16 protein-coding genes and 1 other RNA gene are annotated in these 15,891 nt (G+C 39.7%); 12 read left to right on the top strand and 5 right to left on the bottom strand.

Annotation, left to right across the window (positions count from 1 at the left end; genetic code table 11):
* Positions 1-164 precede the first annotated feature (164 nt).
* Positions 165-1,025 carry an acyl-CoA thioesterase II gene (tesB, locus tag HKI82_RS08420; RefSeq protein WP_171137753.1) on the bottom strand — a complete coding sequence of 287 codons (861 nt, stop codon included), beginning with the start codon at positions 1,023-1,025 and terminating at the stop codon, positions 165-167.
* Between the two features lie 267 nt (positions 1,026-1,292).
* Here tesB and HKI82_RS08415 point away from each other — a divergent pair, with 267 nt between their 5' ends.
* Positions 1,293-1,727 (top strand): YbaY family lipoprotein, encoded by a 435-nt coding sequence (locus tag HKI82_RS08415; RefSeq protein ID WP_102940732.1) that lies wholly within the window; start codon positions 1,293-1,295, stop codon positions 1,725-1,727.
* 44 nt (positions 1,728-1,771) lie between these two features.
* On the opposite strand, the gene HKI82_RS08410 is transcribed toward HKI82_RS08415, so the two are convergent.
* Complete coding sequence (locus HKI82_RS08410) at positions 1,772-2,074, bottom strand: MGMT family protein (protein WP_102940731.1); 303 nt, start codon at positions 2,072-2,074, stop codon at positions 1,772-1,774.
* A 339-nt stretch (positions 2,075-2,413) separates the two neighbouring features.
* Between HKI82_RS08410 and HKI82_RS08405 the strand changes: the two genes are divergently transcribed.
* The 5 genes from HKI82_RS08405 to HKI82_RS08385 all read left to right on the top strand — a co-directional run bounded on the left by HKI82_RS08405 (position 2,414) and on the right by HKI82_RS08385 (position 8,351).
* On the top strand, positions 2,414-4,420 hold the full coding sequence (locus tag HKI82_RS08405) for a GGDEF domain-containing protein (protein WP_112404572.1): 2,007 nt from the start codon (positions 2,414-2,416) through the stop codon (positions 4,418-4,420).
* Between the two features lie 146 nt (positions 4,421-4,566).
* Positions 4,567-4,663, top strand: an RNA gene (gene ffs / locus HKI82_RS08400) — signal recognition particle sRNA small type.
* A gap of 119 nt (positions 4,664-4,782) precedes the next feature.
* Entirely contained in the window at positions 4,783-5,406 is a 624-nt protein-coding gene (locus HKI82_RS08395; protein ID WP_171137858.1) for a TnsA endonuclease N-terminal domain-containing protein, read from the top strand.
* Entirely contained in the window at positions 5,393-7,291 is a 1,899-nt protein-coding gene (locus HKI82_RS08390) for a Mu transposase C-terminal domain-containing protein (RefSeq protein WP_240956680.1), read from the top strand. Before HKI82_RS08395 ends, HKI82_RS08390 begins: the two co-directional genes overlap by 14 nt.
* Complete coding sequence (locus tag HKI82_RS08385; protein WP_240956679.1) at positions 7,281-8,351, top strand: TniB family NTP-binding protein; 1,071 nt, start codon at positions 7,281-7,283, stop codon at positions 8,349-8,351. The genes HKI82_RS08390 and HKI82_RS08385 overlap by 11 nt, the downstream gene beginning before the upstream one ends.
* Here HKI82_RS08385 and HKI82_RS08380 read toward each other — a convergent pair.
* On the bottom strand, positions 8,340-8,651 hold the full coding sequence (locus HKI82_RS08380) for a helix-turn-helix domain-containing protein (protein ID WP_171137752.1): 312 nt from the start codon (positions 8,649-8,651) through the stop codon (positions 8,340-8,342). The genes HKI82_RS08385 and HKI82_RS08380 overlap by 12 nt on opposite strands.
* Positions 8,652-8,767: 116 nt before the next feature.
* On the opposite strand from HKI82_RS08380, the gene HKI82_RS08375 reads away from it, so the two are divergent.
* The 6 genes from HKI82_RS08375 to HKI82_RS08350 all read left to right on the top strand — a co-directional run bounded on the left by HKI82_RS08375 (position 8,768) and on the right by HKI82_RS08350 (position 14,894).
* Complete coding sequence (locus HKI82_RS08375; RefSeq protein ID WP_171137751.1) at positions 8,768-9,019, top strand: hypothetical protein; 252 nt, start codon at positions 8,768-8,770, stop codon at positions 9,017-9,019.
* A 69-nt stretch (positions 9,020-9,088) separates the two neighbouring features.
* A complete protein-coding gene (locus tag HKI82_RS08370) occupies positions 9,089-10,300 on the top strand; it encodes a TniQ family protein (RefSeq protein ID WP_171137750.1) in 1,212 nt (403 codons plus the stop codon).
* A gap of 3 nt (positions 10,301-10,303) precedes the next feature.
* On the top strand, positions 10,304-12,388 hold the full coding sequence (locus tag HKI82_RS08365) for a type I-F CRISPR-associated protein Csy2 (protein WP_171137749.1): 2,085 nt from the start codon (positions 10,304-10,306) through the stop codon (positions 12,386-12,388).
* Between the two features lie 6 nt (positions 12,389-12,394).
* Positions 12,395-13,432 carry a type I-F CRISPR-associated protein Csy3 gene (gene csy3 / locus HKI82_RS08360; protein ID WP_171137748.1) on the top strand — a complete coding sequence of 346 codons (1,038 nt, stop codon included), beginning with the start codon at positions 12,395-12,397 and terminating at the stop codon, positions 13,430-13,432.
* Positions 13,432-14,043, top strand: coding sequence for a type I-F CRISPR-associated endoribonuclease Cas6/Csy4 (gene cas6f / locus HKI82_RS08355; RefSeq protein WP_171137747.1), 612 nt, complete (start codon positions 13,432-13,434; stop codon positions 14,041-14,043). The genes csy3 and cas6f overlap by 1 nt, the downstream gene beginning before the upstream one ends.
* 578 nt (positions 14,044-14,621) lie before the next feature.
* Positions 14,622-14,894: a hypothetical protein gene (locus tag HKI82_RS08350; protein WP_171137746.1), complete on the top strand. Its 273-nt coding sequence runs from the start codon at positions 14,622-14,624 to the stop codon at positions 14,892-14,894.
* A 50-nt stretch (positions 14,895-14,944) separates the two neighbouring features.
* Here the strand turns inward: HKI82_RS08350 and HKI82_RS20615 are convergent, their stop codons facing one another.
* Together HKI82_RS20615 and HKI82_RS08345 are read right to left on the bottom strand one after the other, a co-directional pair.
* On the bottom strand, positions 14,945-15,079 hold the full coding sequence (locus HKI82_RS20615) for a hypothetical protein (protein ID WP_261881157.1): 135 nt from the start codon (positions 15,077-15,079) through the stop codon (positions 14,945-14,947).
* 351 nt (positions 15,080-15,430) lie between these two features.
* The gene (locus HKI82_RS08345; protein WP_171137745.1) at positions 15,431-15,886 is read right to left on the bottom strand and encodes a hypothetical protein; all 456 of its coding nucleotides are present in this window, start codon (positions 15,884-15,886) and stop codon (positions 15,431-15,433) included.
* Positions 15,887-15,891 lie beyond the last annotated feature (5 nt).

Below are 15,891 nucleotides of genomic sequence, written 5' to 3'. Positions count from 1 at the left end.
TGAGCAAAATAACGGCCAGCATCACGCCAAACGCTTTGAGTAACGGTTTGATTTCAGTAGAGCCACCTTTCGGTGGTTGGTTACAACAGCCCATCATTTCCTCCGATTAGGTTAAGGATATGCCATTACTGTAATCCTTAACCTAAGGGGAGAGTAAAGAAAAATTAGGGCTTAAAGCGCATTACGCCTTCTTGAACAGCAGTAGCCACTAAGTGGCCTTGTTGATTGTAGATTTCGCCACGCACTAAGCCACGGGTGTTGCTTGCAGTCGGGCTTTCAATGGCAAACAACAGCCATTCATCCATCTTAAATGGGCGGTGATACCAGATAGAGTGGTCGATGGTCGCCACTTGGAACTTGGGTGTAAGCAGTGTGACCTGATGCGGGTGTAACGCAGTGACTAAAAATCCCCAGTCAGAGGCATAACCCAAGATATATTGATGAATAAGCTGGTTGTCTGGCATTTGGCCGTTGGCTTTCATCCACAGATATTGTTTAGGCTCTGCCTTTTGTGGTTTGAGAGGATTGATAACAGTAACAGGACGAATTTCAATCGGCTTTTCACCACACAGCATTTTTTGAACCTTTTCAGGAAGCAGGTGAGCTATCTGAGCGGCTAGTTCGGATTCTGAAGCAAAGTTCTCTGGCCCAGGGATATCCGGCATGGTGTTCTGGTGCTCAAAACCGTCGGCTTCTCCATGATATGAAGCGGTGAGGTAAAAAATTGGGCGTCCGTTCTGGATCGCTTTGACTCTTCGGGTGCTGAAGCTTCTACCATCACGGAGGTTTTCAACATCATAGATAATCGGTTTTTCTGAATCACCCGGATATAGGAAATAGCTATGGAATGAGTGAACCGTACGATCTGGATCGACGGTGTAATGCGCAGCTGAGAGAGCTTGGCCTATTACTTGCCCACCATAGACTTGAGGTAATCCTAAGTTCTCACTTTCTCCACGAAATAAGCCTTCTTCTAATTTTTCTAATTGCAGCAAGTTCAATAACTCTTGCAGAGGTTTACTCATAGCTTGTTACCCTTTCCTTATGAATCTTTATCTGACGCTGTTAGTTTGTTTATTGAGTCAATTGTTTGTCAATAGCTGACCTAGCTCCGTGACTGTCATAGTCCATCTCGGCTAATATTCAGTTAACGTGTTGATTTAAAAACACAGCTATTGAATGAGTACTAAGTATATTAGTGGTAACTGAAGCAATATGACAGCCTAGGACACTGAATCTATACTGATTTGTATGAAATTAGCTTGGTCGAAAGATCTTATAAGAGAGGCAAAATGAAAAAAATAATGCTGTTGGTAGTATCGTTGGTGGTGGGGTCTATATTCATGGTCGGTTGCCAAAGCTCTGAGGCGTCAAAGCCTCAACAAAAAATCCAGTCTATTACTGGCACGGTTGCTTACCGTGAGCGAATTGCATTACCTGATGACGCGCAAGTTACCGTCGTATTGCAAGACGTATCGAAAATGGATACCGCAGCGGTAGTGATTGCAAAACAGCAATTTATTACCAATGGTCATCAAGTCCCTTTGACTTTTGATCTGGCATACGACAGCACTAAGATTCAGGAAAACCACCGTTACAGTGTTTCTGCCCGTATTGAGGTGAACGGTAAACTGCGCTTTATTACTGACACCCAATATGAGGTCATTACCGATAATAACGCGACGACACACGTTGATTTGCGATTAATCGGTGTAGGGGCGAAATAAGCCAACTGCGATTTTAAACGCGTTAATTAAAAAAAATGGCAGCTTTAGGGCTGCCATTTGTATTTCTTAAGAGATATTTTTCCTTTGCTGCTTACGGCAATGCCTTCTGCGACCAAATGCTCTCTTTGTCTCTCCCAATCTGGTCCAGTCAGCGAAATCTCACCTTTACTGTTAATGACTCTAAACCAAGGCAATTTACTTCCTTCAGGGAGGTTACCGAGCGCTTTACCCACATGTCGTGCGTATCCGGGATAACCCGCCATTTTCGCTATCTCACCATAGGTAGAAACTTTCCCTTCGGGGATTCGATAAATCACGGTGAAGATATGTGATAGAAATTGGTCCATACTGAGTCAGCCCTAGTTAGAAATTTTCCAAGGATCGGTTTAAGGAGTAGGAAGGTTATTCTTAACTTTTCTGTTTATTACTGCAATCCAATGTTAGTGAATGCAAACACCGCTGTATCGGACTTTGTATTGATGCCTTAGGAAACTTGTTTGTGATGACTGGGCTAACGGATTCTATTTTGCGCTATTCTCATAAGCAGGTTGAACGAAAAGACAGCGATTAAAATCAAATCCAGTGCAAAAATATACCGTACGGATTGCAAAAAGCTTTGTGCAATCAAAGTCAGTTTCGATACTATTATTTGATACAAAAAATAAGAATTATTAATAACAACGTCTATGTCTAAAGCCATGCAAATTTGCGGTTGGTTGTTGGTGCTTTTGTGTTCTTCGCAAGCACTTGCCGCTAGCACAAATGATTCACAAAAAGTCTATTTCGTCGCAACTGAAGCTGACGATGTAGTGTCGCGCGTGATTTTTGATGACGTCGCATACCGCTTTAATATTGATATTGAATATGTGAATTATTCGAGCTTTGACGCCATTCTCAAATCTGTTGAAGCCGGGATCAGCGACTTCGCAGCGAATGTGACTTATACCCCTGAGCGTGCTGAGCGTTTCGATTTTTCTCGGCCGACCAACATTGAATACACCTATCTATTTAGTAAAACCAACCTGCATCTTGAAGAAATGAGCAAAGTAGGGGTTCCTGCGGGGACTATTTATGGAGAGCTTATTCTTCAAAATTATCCCAAGATTGAGTTGATTGATTATTACGGTTCAGCAGAAGCAAAGTCTCTGTTGGAAAATAACCAAGTTGATGGTGTGGTAGATGCGATAAACCAACTAAAGCCTATGCTATTAGCGGGATTTGATGCTCAGCTTCTTAACGACAGAATATCTATTCAGCCCGTATCTATCGTGACACCAAAAGGTGAAAACGCAGAGTTACTGCTTGAAATCGAACGTTACGTTCATTCCGCACGAGTGCAGAAGTTACTTCGTGAATCTATCCAAAAATATCAGTTTGATATTCGTAAACATGCATTACGCCAAGCTGTGATAGACAGTGGTTTGAATATTCAGCGACCACTAAAAGTAAAATTGGAAAACGTTAGCCCTTTTGCCACTTATCATACTGATGGTGGGGTCAGTGGTATCAGTGCAGATATTGTTTTCCGTGCCTGCGACATTTTGTTGTTGAAGTGTGAGTTAGCCAGTAAAGCGAACGAAACATGGGAGAGCATGTACAACGATATTCGCCAGCAACACATTGACATTATTGCCCCACTGACCATCACAGAGCAGCGTAAGAGCATCGTCAATTTTAGTGAGAGCTACTATCACCCTGAAGCCGTGATGATCAAGAGAGAAGGTTACAAGGACTTTGTATACAGCAATGTTTCTGAGCTGATCGCAGAACGTATTGGCGTCATCAAAGATGACTTTTTTGCAGATTTGCTGCATCGAATGTTGCCGCGAAAGGAGCTGAATACCTTCCTCACTCAGGAAGAACTAATTGAAGGGCTGATGACTGAAAAGGTCGACTACATTGTGATGAGCCGAGGCAACTTTAATCTCTTTTTACGTGAGTCTGAGCAGTTGTTGCCCTTTGTTGAGGATTCAATGATCGGTGGTTTCTACAATTTTGATGTTGCTATTGGTTTTACCAAAACGCCTTTGGGTGAATCTTTAGCGACACTATTTAGCCGCGCTATCAAAATGATGGATACGCAGAAAATCATAAAAACGTATGATTATCAGCCCGACTGGCGTGCCACGTTAGTGGTTGAAAAGCGCTTTACTCGTCATAGCCAATGGTTATTTGCGACCGCATTTGGTCTGTTAGTTATCGTTGCCTTGTATCTGAATAAGCAATCCAACACCGATAACTTAACCAAACTGGGTAATCGTCGTGCTCTGTATCGCCGATACAGCAGGGGGCTAGCGGGTAAAATATCCGTTGTTTATCTTGACCTAAACCATTTCAAACAAATCAACGATAACTACGGACACGAGATCGGAGATAAGGTACTTAAGCAATTAGCACATAGAATCTTGCAGGTGTGGAAAGGGCACGCTTACCGAATTGGTGGTGACGAGTTCATTTTGGTAGGCAATATAAAACGTGACCAATTGGAAGAAATTCAAGCTTATTTGCAACGATTCGTGTTTGTTGATGTTGAGCGTGATGTGAGTTTTGATGTAACCGTGGCTGTGGGCGTTTCCACAGACAGAGATAGCTACATGTCTTTGCAAGAAGTGTTACACCAAACCGATCAAGCGATGTATGAGACAAAACATCAAAGAAATGTAGTAACACCGATTCGAATGAGGCATCGATAAACGAATCAGATTTATTCGATTTGTTTAATTGGTGTCCAATTGGTTCACAATCAAAGACATTACTAGGATTTAGGCTTGCAATGATGAAGTCGATGCTTGATAATCCTTTCCACTCTTTGGCACGAACCAAAGATGCTCTATGGGGGCCCTGGTCCTCCCGCAACACTAGTTCGTAAACCTGGTCAGGTCCGGAAGGAAGCAGCCACAGCGAATGATGTGTGTGCCGGGATGTGGCTGGGGCTTCCACCCATCTGATACGTGCAAAATAAGTCAGCAAAAATTGCAAAATGACTCAGCAAATTTGCACACTAAGTCAGCATAGACTATTTTTTGTTGTAGGTTTACAACAAAGTTATAACGCTATGTATGACCAAACCAAAAAATCTTCCCATGTACATAACATCAGCAAGTTTATGAGCTTGAAGAATGATGCTGTTGTGCGAACGATGTCTGTACTCGAATTCGACTTTTGCTTTCATCTCGAATATAACCCCGATGTTAAGAGCTTTTCTTCTCAGCCGATCAATTTAGCTTATTGTTTTAATGGTAGAAGTTGCCGCTATACTCCAGATTTTTTGGTTACCAGCACTTCAAAACAGGATTTGTTAGTTGAAGTAAAGCATTCTAGCCAGATCTCAAAGCCAGATTTTAGAGCTAGATTTACGGAAAAGAAAAGAGTTGCTAAGGCTGATTACGGATATGAGTTACGGCTAATTACTGAGAAACAAATCCGGATAAATCCAATACTCAACAATTTAAAGTTGTTACATCGTTACTCAGGTCTACATACAGTGACAGAGGCTGAAAGGTATGTTCTTAAATATATTCAGCGAAAACAAAAAGTACAGCTTTATGATATTTCAAAATCTTTAGGTTTGACTGAACATGAAACCCTGATAAGTGCTCTGTGTTGGTTATCGTCAGGGAAAATAAAAACAGATCTAACCAAAGAAAGCTTTGGGTTAAGTAATTATGTCTGGTGTTGATGAACCTCTGGATAGCGATAGTAGCCTATTCGGTTTTGTTGATGAATTCATTGAAGAAAATGTAGATCCTCCTTCTCAAAACGTTAACCAATTCTTTAATTCTATAGATAATCATTTTAAACCTTCTTTTGATACTTTGCCTTCAGAATTACAGCAACAGGCACTTGCTCGTCTAGACATATTGAACTACGTGGAAAAACGTCTCTCTGGCGGCTGGACGGAGCGTAATTTATCGCCATTATTGAGTTCATATAAAAGTGAAACTGGTAAGTGGGTACCTACTTGGAGAGTATTTGTTGAATGGAAATCTGCATATTTTCAATCAGGTAGAGATATTTTTTCGTTGGCACCAAAGCATAAGCAGAAAGGAAATCGAACTAAAAAGTCAGACTCCCAACTATTAGTACATGAGGCAATAAATAAAAAATATCTAACAAAAGAAAGATTATCAGTTGCAGAAGTTTTTGAGTATTACAAATCTCGTGTAATTGAAGAAAACCGAAATAATCCTGATGGAAAGATAAAACCTATAAGTAAACGTACTTTTTACAATAGAATAAATGAGCTACAGCCTTATGATGTAGCTGCTGCACGATATGGGAAACGCTATGCTGATCGTGAATTTAAGATGGTTGATCATATTAGACCAGCAACATATCCCATGGAGTATGTTGAAATTGATCATACTCCTGCGCCAGTTATTTTGCTTGATGATGAATTAAATTTACCTCTGGGAAGACCTTATCTAACTATATTGTACGATCGATATAGTGATTGCATTGTTGGTTTATACGTTGGCTTCAGAGATCCTAGTTACGAATCGGTTCGTTCGGCATTTTTAAACGCAACACTAAAAAAAGACTGGGTAAAAAGAAAATTTCCGGCAATTGAACATGATTGGCCTTGCCATGGAAAGGTTACTTACTTGGTCGTTGATAATGGTGCTGAATTTTGGAGCCAAAGTCTGGAATCAGCTCTGAAACCATTAGTCTCTGACATTATTTATACTAAAGCCGCAAAACCGTGGGAAAAGCCACATGTCGAAAAGGCTTTTGACTCTTTCTATAAGCTGTTATTCAGCCGCTTGCCTGGCAAAACATTCAATAATATTACTGAATTAAAAGATTATGATCCTAAGAAGGATGCCGTTGTTCGTGTTTCTGTTTTTTTAGAATTGCTCTACAAATGGGTGATTGATTATTTCCACATGAAGCCAGATTCAAAAGAACGAAGAATCCCTTACCACAAATGGCATGATTCTAAATGGCGCCCTAATTTTTATGATGGGATTGAAGCTAAACAGTTAAAAATTGAGTTAGGAATATTAAACACTCGAACTTTAGGAAAAGATGGAATAAGGATTCATAACCTAAGATATGATTCTGAAGAACTGGTTGCCTATAAAAAGCGTTCTGCAAAAGCAAATAAAAAAGGAGCGACTTTAAAAGTAAAAACCGATCCTGATGATATCAGTCATATATATGTGTATTTAGAAGAAGATAAACAGTATCTTAAAGTCCCGGTGATTAAGAACTCAGGTCATATTGAGGGAGTGTCTTTGTATCAACATGAACGAATTTGTGCTGTAAAACGATTGAATACTCGTTTACAAAAAAATGAAGAATCTTTGGCTGATACCTATTTATACATAGATAGGCGAATCGATGGTGAAGTGGAGCGTATCAGCAATAATAAACAGAGCAGATCTACAAAGCCCAAAACAACTAATTTATCCAAAATAGCAAAATATAAAAAAGTAGGCAGTGAAGGCCCTGTATCTATTGCAAACAAGCAAGTTAAAAACAAAATACCACCTACCTTAGATGTTTCTGATACAGATGATTTGGCTGATGATATTGATTTAAGTGATATTGATGGATACTAAAATGTTCAATTTGACTGTTCGACAATTAAACCAGCTAAGTGAATTTCGGGAGTGTTTTGTTGAATATCCGCAGATCACTGAAATTTATACTATTTTTGATCGTCTAATGTTTAATAGTACTGCAGGTGGAGAACAAGAATCTTTGCTACTTACTGGTGATACTGGAGCTGGTAAAAGTGCTCTCATCCATAACTACTGGAAAAAGTTTACTATTAAAAAAGGTCGATGGTCCGAAATGCCCGTATTGAATACCCGGATACCCAGTAAAATTAAGGAGCAGAATACTTTGGAGCGCTTTCTTCTTGATCTTGATGATATTAAGTCAAGTCGGACAAGGCGATCATATAAAGAAGGCTCTTTAACAGCTGGTGTTATAAGAACGCTAACTGACAAGAATGTAAAGCTGATAATAGTAAATGAAATACAAGAACTTATAGAGTTTAAAGATGCAGAAGAAAGGCAAACAATCGCCAATACGTTCAAAATGATAAGTGAGGAAGCTAAGGTCTCATTTGTATTAGTCGGAATGCCATATTCATCTTTGCTCGCTGAAGAGCCCCAATGGAGTTCACGGCTTAGTTGGCGTAGGCATCTTAATTATTTTCACCTATTTAAGAATTCAGAACAGAGTAAGGCATTGATACCTGATCAAAGTGGAAAACTTCATTTTGCCAAGTTTGTCGCTGGACTAGCGGGAAGAATGGGGTTTGATGAAAGACCTAACCTGACTTGCGATGAAATTCTATTACCTTTATTTGCTGTATGTCGCGGTGAGTGTCGGTCACTAAAACACTTCCTATCTGATGCTCTCGTAAATGCACTGTCCGAGTCAAAAGACACCCTCGATAAAGAGATCTTAGAAGCCACATTTAGCTCGAGATATCCTAATGAAGATAATCCATTTACCTGTCCTTTAAATGAACTAAAAGTACGAGAATTGAGTATTGAAACTCGATACGATAAAGATGCAAAGTTTAAAGAAGGTAAGTTGATTGATAGAACGTTTACCGACCTATTACCCGTTCATATGCTGCTTAGTAAAACGCCATTAAAAGGATGATTTTTTATTTTCTAACATAGATAGTAAATTTTCCTTATCTTCATTACTCAACTTATCAATCAAACAAACCAATTCAGCTGTCACTTCATCCTTACAAAAGAAATAATTTAACGGTACACCCAATTCTTCAGCCATACGGGTTAACGTTCCGATATCCGGAACATGGCGACCTTTTTCGTAATGGTTCATTCGACCACTTGCCGAACTTTCTTCCATTCCTATTTTAACCCCAAGATCTTTTTGGGTGATTTTAGCTTTTTTACGCGCTGCTTTGAGCCTCGCTGGGATTGGGTTTTCCACTTAGACATTCTTTCTGTACCTATAGATAACTTAGATTGTCTAAGTTTTACTTATTTTTGTATACTTAGCAATCCTAAGTTTTAAAGGCAAGTGATTGACATTGGTTAAGGTGTAATATGGCTACTGATAATCCTAAAGAAGTCGGGCTCCAAGAGTTGTTATTAGAGAAAGAGCGGTTTGAATTTGAGTTAGATGTTGTTTTGGCTGAAATTGAAGAATATCGTGAGCTTTCCAAAAGGTTACCCGCTCATCAACACAAACTTTTAGAAATGTCGGAAAAATCCCGTATTTATTCGATAACAATTTATGCCAAACTGAATACCTTAAACAATACGATAAACATGCTCCAAGAATCCAAGATATCGTGATGTAATAGTTTGACTTTGTCGAAAGCTATACAATACTAAAACTTAGGTTATCTAAGTTTTAGGTTCGCAATGGATACGGAAATTGAACTCTACCCTGATGAATCACTAGAAAGCTTCTTATTGCGGCTAAGTAAGTATCAAGGCTACGAGCAGTTCGCTCACTTTGCTGAGGACATTTGGCAAACTACGTTATTGCAACATGAGGCTATTCCTGGCGCATTTCCTTTCGAGTTAAGTCGAATCAACATCTATAAAGCTCAAACAACGAGCCAAATGCGAGTTCGAGTACTTATAGATTTGGAAAAGCGGCTGAAATTTAACGACTTTGGTGTTCTACGGCTATCGCTTGCTCATTCGAAGGCAAGTTTCTCTCCAGATTATAAAGCGGTAAATCGCTATGGTGCTGATTATCCTCAAGCCTTTCTTAGAAAAAACTTCACACCTGTTTGCCCTAAATGCTTAGACGAAGCTGCTTATATTCGTCAACTGTGGCATTTCATTCCCTACCAAGTTTGCCATAAACACCACAACCAACTCGCTCAACGATGCCCCGAATGCGGAAAATTATTGAACTACCAATTGTCAGAGCTAATTGAGCATTGTGAATGCGGTTTTTCCTTACTTAATTGCGCATCAGAGAAGGAAAGCGGTTCTACTTTATTTGTTGCACAGTGGCTAGCAGGGGAGAAGCCCGTAGAATCAGGATTAATGAGTCAGGATCTCACTCAATCAAGTCGGTTTGGATTTCTGCTTTGGTATATCAACCGATATGGTGAACTTGATGATATTAGTTTTGATGGCTTTGTTGAGTGTTGTAAATCTTGGCCGAACAAGCTCAATACCGATTTAGATTCAATTGTGCAGAAGGCTCACATAGTGCGAATCCAGCCTTGGAACAAAACCTACTTCAGTGAAGTGTTTGGTGACTTGTTGAAAGAGTGTCGCAGCCTACCAAGCCGTGATCTGAGCAAAAATCCGGTGCTGAAAAATGTATTTCTATATTTCAGGGCTTTAATCACCAATAATCCTAAAGTGAAATCAGCAAACATAGGTGATGTATTATTAAGCCCTTTAGAAGCTTCTACATTGCTTTCATGTACCACAGAAGAAATATATCGCCTGTACCAGTTTGGACAGCTTAAAGCTCAACACACGCCCAAGTTGCAGAGTAAAATAGAAAACCATCACTCTGTTTTTACTCTTCGTAGCATTATCGAGCTCAAGTTATCCAGTATGTGTAGTGAAACTGATGGTTTAAATCATTATTTGCCAGAGTGGTAAGCCATGATGACTTTGCAAGATTTAATTGATATTGAAGACTCTAAGCTCCGATTTACAGAAATCAAAAAAGCGTTCATGCCGTATACGCGACCAGTAGAAGTTGACGGTAGTGAAAAACAGGCGTTAATTGTGTTACTCAATCTTTCATTAAGTAACCCGGAAGCGAAAGACTGGCTCGATTTTCATCGTGCTTTGGGCTATTTTGCCGATTCAGCTAACCTATCGGCGGCTGAACAAGAAATTCAGTGGTTTCATACCCATAACCTAAAATTCCCAGATTGCCGAGTATCAGAGCAGCGAATTATAGCTACGCCTCTGTACACTGAGACTCCGACACTCACGAGTCAGTCATTTAACAGAGCTTATGGCTGGGCGCACAATTCCGCTGTTTATAAACATACAATCTGGTTATTAAATGAATTCCGGTGGCGTGGAAGAGTGGAAAACCTGCTTAATCTTATTTGTGGTGGTGATGATTTTTGGTTGGAACTTTTAGCTGATGTGGGATTAAAACCGAAAGCACAAACGCAGCTTAAAGATCTCATTGAACATCAGTTGCCTTCGATTCATCTTCCCGACGAAGTGAACCGCTACAGCAAGCAGCTCCGTTTCCCTTGGAGGGGGGATTACCTATCAGTAACCCCTGTGGTTAGCCATGCTATACAGCAGCAACTCTCTGTTTTGTCTTGTCAACGTGAATGCTCACTTCACTTTAAGGCTATGAGTTTCCCTCATTCAGCAAGTATCGGGAATTTATGCGGTTCATTGGGTGGCGATATGAACATACTAAATTATCCGATTGAAGTAATTGCGAATAGACATCAAACTCTCGGTGCAAGCCGCAGTAGAACCAAGCGCTACTTTGATGATTTTCAGTTAACGTCAAAAAGTACCTGTGGTGTATTGGCTCATCTGACAGGTTTTGAACAACCTCAAATGCGCAAAGCGCAGAAACATGTTCGCCAGTATCAACTGAAAATTATACGTAAACAAATCGCTTTATGGTTACTCCCGCTTATGGAATTACGGGATAATTCAGTCACTGATCCAATTGGCTTTTATGATGAACCAGATGATGAACTGGCGAAGCGATTCTTGACCATCAATGAGCTTGATTTTATAGAGCTCACAACCAGCTTAAATCAGCGCTTGAATATAGCTTTACAGAACAACCGCTTTGCTTCTCGTTTTGCCTACCATCCCAAACTGATGCGTGTGTTAAAAACAGAGCTTATTTGGGTGCTAACTCAGCTAAGTCAACCAGAACCTCCGACTGTTTCTGATAGTAAAGTGCAGTATCTTTACCTTTCATCTATGAGAGTATTTGATGCTGCTGCAATGAGTTGCCCGTACTTATCTGGTGCGCCTTCATTAACGGCGGTGTGGGGATTTGTTCATCGTTACCAGAGAGAGCTACAAGATTTGCTATCTGATGGAGAAGGGCAATTCGAGTTTAAAGATTTTGCTTTTTTTATTCGTGATGAATCCGTACAAACCAGCGCAAAGCTCACCGAACCCAGTGTAATAGCAAAAGCTCGGAGTATTTCACAAGTTAAGCGAACCACGATCATTCGTGAAGATTGCTCGGATTTAATATTCGATATAGTAATTGCAATAGAAAGTGACCAACGAATTTCAGATTACCAAAGCCAGTTTAAAGCTGCATTACCAACTAATTTCGCTGGAGGGGCTTTGTTTCAACCCGAGATTAACTCAGGGGTTAATTGGTTAAGAACCTTTGTAAGTAAGTCAGAATTGTTCCAAGCGGTGAAAGGTTTACCGGGCTATGGTACTTGGTTGTCACCAGATTCTTTTCAACCTCAAAATCTGGCTGAGTTACAAGAGTGTTTAACGATTGATAGTACGCTAATTCCGGTATCAAATGGCTTTCATTTTCTAGGATCGCCACAGGAACGGAAGGGGGCATTGACGAAACTGCATTGTTATGCGGAAAACAACATTGCTTTAGCTAAACGAACCAATCCAATAGAAGTAAGATTTGCCGGTAGTGATCACTTTTTTGAGCAGGTGTTTTGGTCGCTGGAAGTGACAGAGCAGACTATCCTTATAAAAAACAAAAGGATTTAGCCGTCTATGGAACTCTGCAGTCAGTTAAATTATGTTCGCTCGTTATCACCTGGCAAAGCATATTTTTATTATCTTGATGAAGATAATAAGATGCGCCCACTTCAGATAGACCGGACTCATTTACGAGCACCCAAAAGTGGCTATTCAGAAGCTTTCTCGGGTAATTTCAAATCCAAAAATATAGCTCCTCAAGATCTTTCCTATTCAAATCCACAATTCATTGAAGAGTGTTACGTGCCTCCCGGAGTAGATGCTATCTATTGTGCGTTCTCGTTAAGAGTTCGAGCGAATTCATTATCACCAGAAGTCTGTGTTGATAATGAGGTTCGAGACATACTCTGTAACTTCGCGGCACTGTATAAAGAATTAGGAGGATATCGGGAGTTGGCAATGCGTTATGCCAAAAACATTTTGATGGCTACGTGGGTTTGGCGGAACCGAGAGTGCAGAAATATAAGGGTTGAAGTTAAAACAGAAGATAAAGAGTGGGTAATTACTGACGCAAGGTTTTTAGATTGGTATGGCTCGTGGGATAAGGATTCACAACTAGCCTTAGATGAATTTACCGACTATTTGTCTCAAGCTCTGTCGGATAGAATCAGCTATTTTAATATGGATATTAAAGCGAAGCTCACCGTAGGTTGGGGCGATGAGGTATACCCAAGCCAAGAATTCTTAGATGTGAAGGAAGCAGGTAAACCAACTAAACAGTTGGCCAAGGTAACAGTTAATGGATCAGAATCAGCAGCATTGCATTCTCAGAAAGTTGGAGCGGCGATTCAACGAATCGATGACTGGTGGGATGAAAATGCCGATAAACCGCTTCGCGTCAATGAATATGGTGCAGACAAAGAATATGTAATTGCAAGGCGGCATAGTTCACAACATCGGGACTTCTATTCTTTGATTTCAAAAACAGAAAGCTACATTGAATCGATGCTAGAAACGAATCTGATTCCAGATGATATCCACTTTATCATGGCAGTATTAACTAAAGGTGGAGTGTTCAGCGGTGCAAGCAAGAAAAGCAAGAAGGATGAGTAATGGAATCTCGCTATTATTTTTCTATTCGATATATTCCTGAACGTGCTGACAATGAACTATTAGCAGGTCGGTGTATTTCGAATATGCATGGCTTTCTTTCTCATGAACGCAATAAGCCATTCAAAAACAGTGTCGGTATCTGTTTCCCTTTATGGAATGAACAAACCGTTGGCAGTGTAATCACTTTTGTCTCAACCAATGAAAACATCCTCACAGGCCTATCTTACCAACCTTATTTCTCTACAATGATGAACGAAAATCTATTTGAAATCTCAGATATTAAGGTTGTTCCTGATGAAGCAGAGGAAATTAGATTTGTATTTAACAAAACGATACAAAAGATCTTCAATGGTTCGAAAAAGCGAAGAATTAAACGAGCAATGAAACGTGCTGAACAGTTTGGGCATGCTTTCACCCCTTTATCAGTCGAAGAACGGGAGTTTGAGTTGTTTCACGAAATTCCAATCAGTAGTCAGTCATCAGGACATGACTTCGTTTTACATGTACAACGGCAATATCCTGTAGAAGATGTAGTAGAGATGCATTTTAATGGTTATGGCTTTGCCTCAAACCAACAATGGCAAGGAACTGTCCCTCTTATTACCTTTTAACCTTATATTTAACGGAATAAAGTTAGTCTCTTTAAATCAATGGCTTACAGTAAGGCCGTAAAAGAAGGGGTATTTTGTGTAAAAGTGATAGATAGTTATGTGTTTCAGTAAGTTATCGTCTACTATTGATAGCGTTCCGCCGAGTAGGCGGCTAAGAATTTTCTAAAGTTGTAGGTTTAAGAGTGTTAGAAGCGTTCCGCCGAGTAGGCGGCTAAGAATGAATCCAAAGGCAAGGCTTTCATCTTGTCCAAGCGTTCCGCCGAGTAGGCGGCTAAGAATAGGTCAGGAAGCAAGCAACCTATTTCCGCTGGGCTAGCGGTAAATAAGCCGATTGTGGTAGCACTGGTGAAGGTCTCTGTTTTTTGTATGGGTGGGTGATTACTGAAACTATCACATTCCTTGTTATATATAGCGCAGACCTTCATGATCACTAGCTACTCATTGTGCTATAAATTATCTAATGTAACCTAGGCTTTAGAAACAGGTTATGAGTAAAAGTCCTTATAAAAAGTTAATTGCAGTATGGTTTCTTACTTAAAATAGTTCTATGTAAAGAATTATTGGTATGAGGAGTGATAATGAGTAGTAACGAGGAGCAAGAGAGCCTAAAAGATATTATTAATCAGAGGCTAAGAGAGATTGAAACTAAAAGTAAAGACTTTCCTTTCGTTGATGAGAATACAGCAGTTTTACTTATGGGTAAGTTGAATGCTGCAAACTCAAAATCCATCGTCATTGACGCGAAAAAAAACACACCTTGCTTGTTTTTTCGTTCGGAAAAGCTGATTGCATTTACATTCCGCAGTTTCAATTTAAAAAAATGGAACTGGTGTCATGCCAGTGGTTCCTGAGTTATGTAAGATTTTATCTGGATTGAATGATTGGGGAGTTTTTGACTGGCTTACTTCATACTCAGCAGACCTTGAATGCACACCTGCGGATGCAATTCACAACGAAGAGTTAATAGATGATCTTGTATATCTTGCGGGTCTTTTTTCATCAGAGAGTAGACTTTGCCATCTGAGTTATAAAGCATGAATAACACGCTCTTTTACACCCAGTTTTTCGTTTTAAAATTAAGCATTTTATCTTTCACAGAGTCTGCTACTTCAGTATAAGCTCATGATGATTGTCGGCCACTATTATACAGGTGTCAGATTCATTCTGCATTAGGTACACCAGAAGGAAATGAACTTAAACAGTTAGCTACTTTGTTGAAGCATATGAAGACATTATCCAATAAAAATGGAGTTTTCTACTTCTTAAAGTGCAATTATCTAACTCATTTATTTCTCAGTGGATATTAGATATTGAAGATTCAAATGATAACTTGTAACAAAGGAATTAACATTTTTGCTACAAGTTATCGTTCCTGCCTATTGGCCATTTAGGCCTGTAAAGCTAAGCCTAATTCTTTTGCTTGTAGAAAGGTAATTTTCTTATTGACTAAGTTATGCAAGGTCGTTTCGGTCATTTGTACTACAATAGCTTCATCGGACGGTGGAATAACATGGATATCTATACTGTTGGTAGACTTGTATTGAGACCAAAGTTGACTATCGACAAGATAAATGTAGGTTCCATTAGGGATATCGATTGGCATCTTGGCCATAAGTTGTAACCACCAAGTAACTCTTCTCAATCCTTGTCCACCAGACAAAGAAGGTGGAGAAGTAATTAGATTACTTTTTAATGCTTGCTGTGTTGCAATTGCAACATCTAATGCTCCAGGGTAGCTTTCGGTAAAGGGATTGCTAAACTGTCCATCGTATGAACAAGCCCAACTTAATGGGCTTGTAAATATTAGACTGACAGCTAGCAGAACAGTTGTTTTCTGCTGCATATTGA

The organism is Vibrio plantisponsor (assembly GCF_013041605.1).
Taxonomy (GTDB): domain Bacteria; phylum Pseudomonadota; class Gammaproteobacteria; order Enterobacterales; family Vibrionaceae; genus Vibrio; species Vibrio plantisponsor.
Note: the sequence above shows the minus strand (reverse complement) of the source record. Positions and strands in the feature narration are given on the sequence as shown.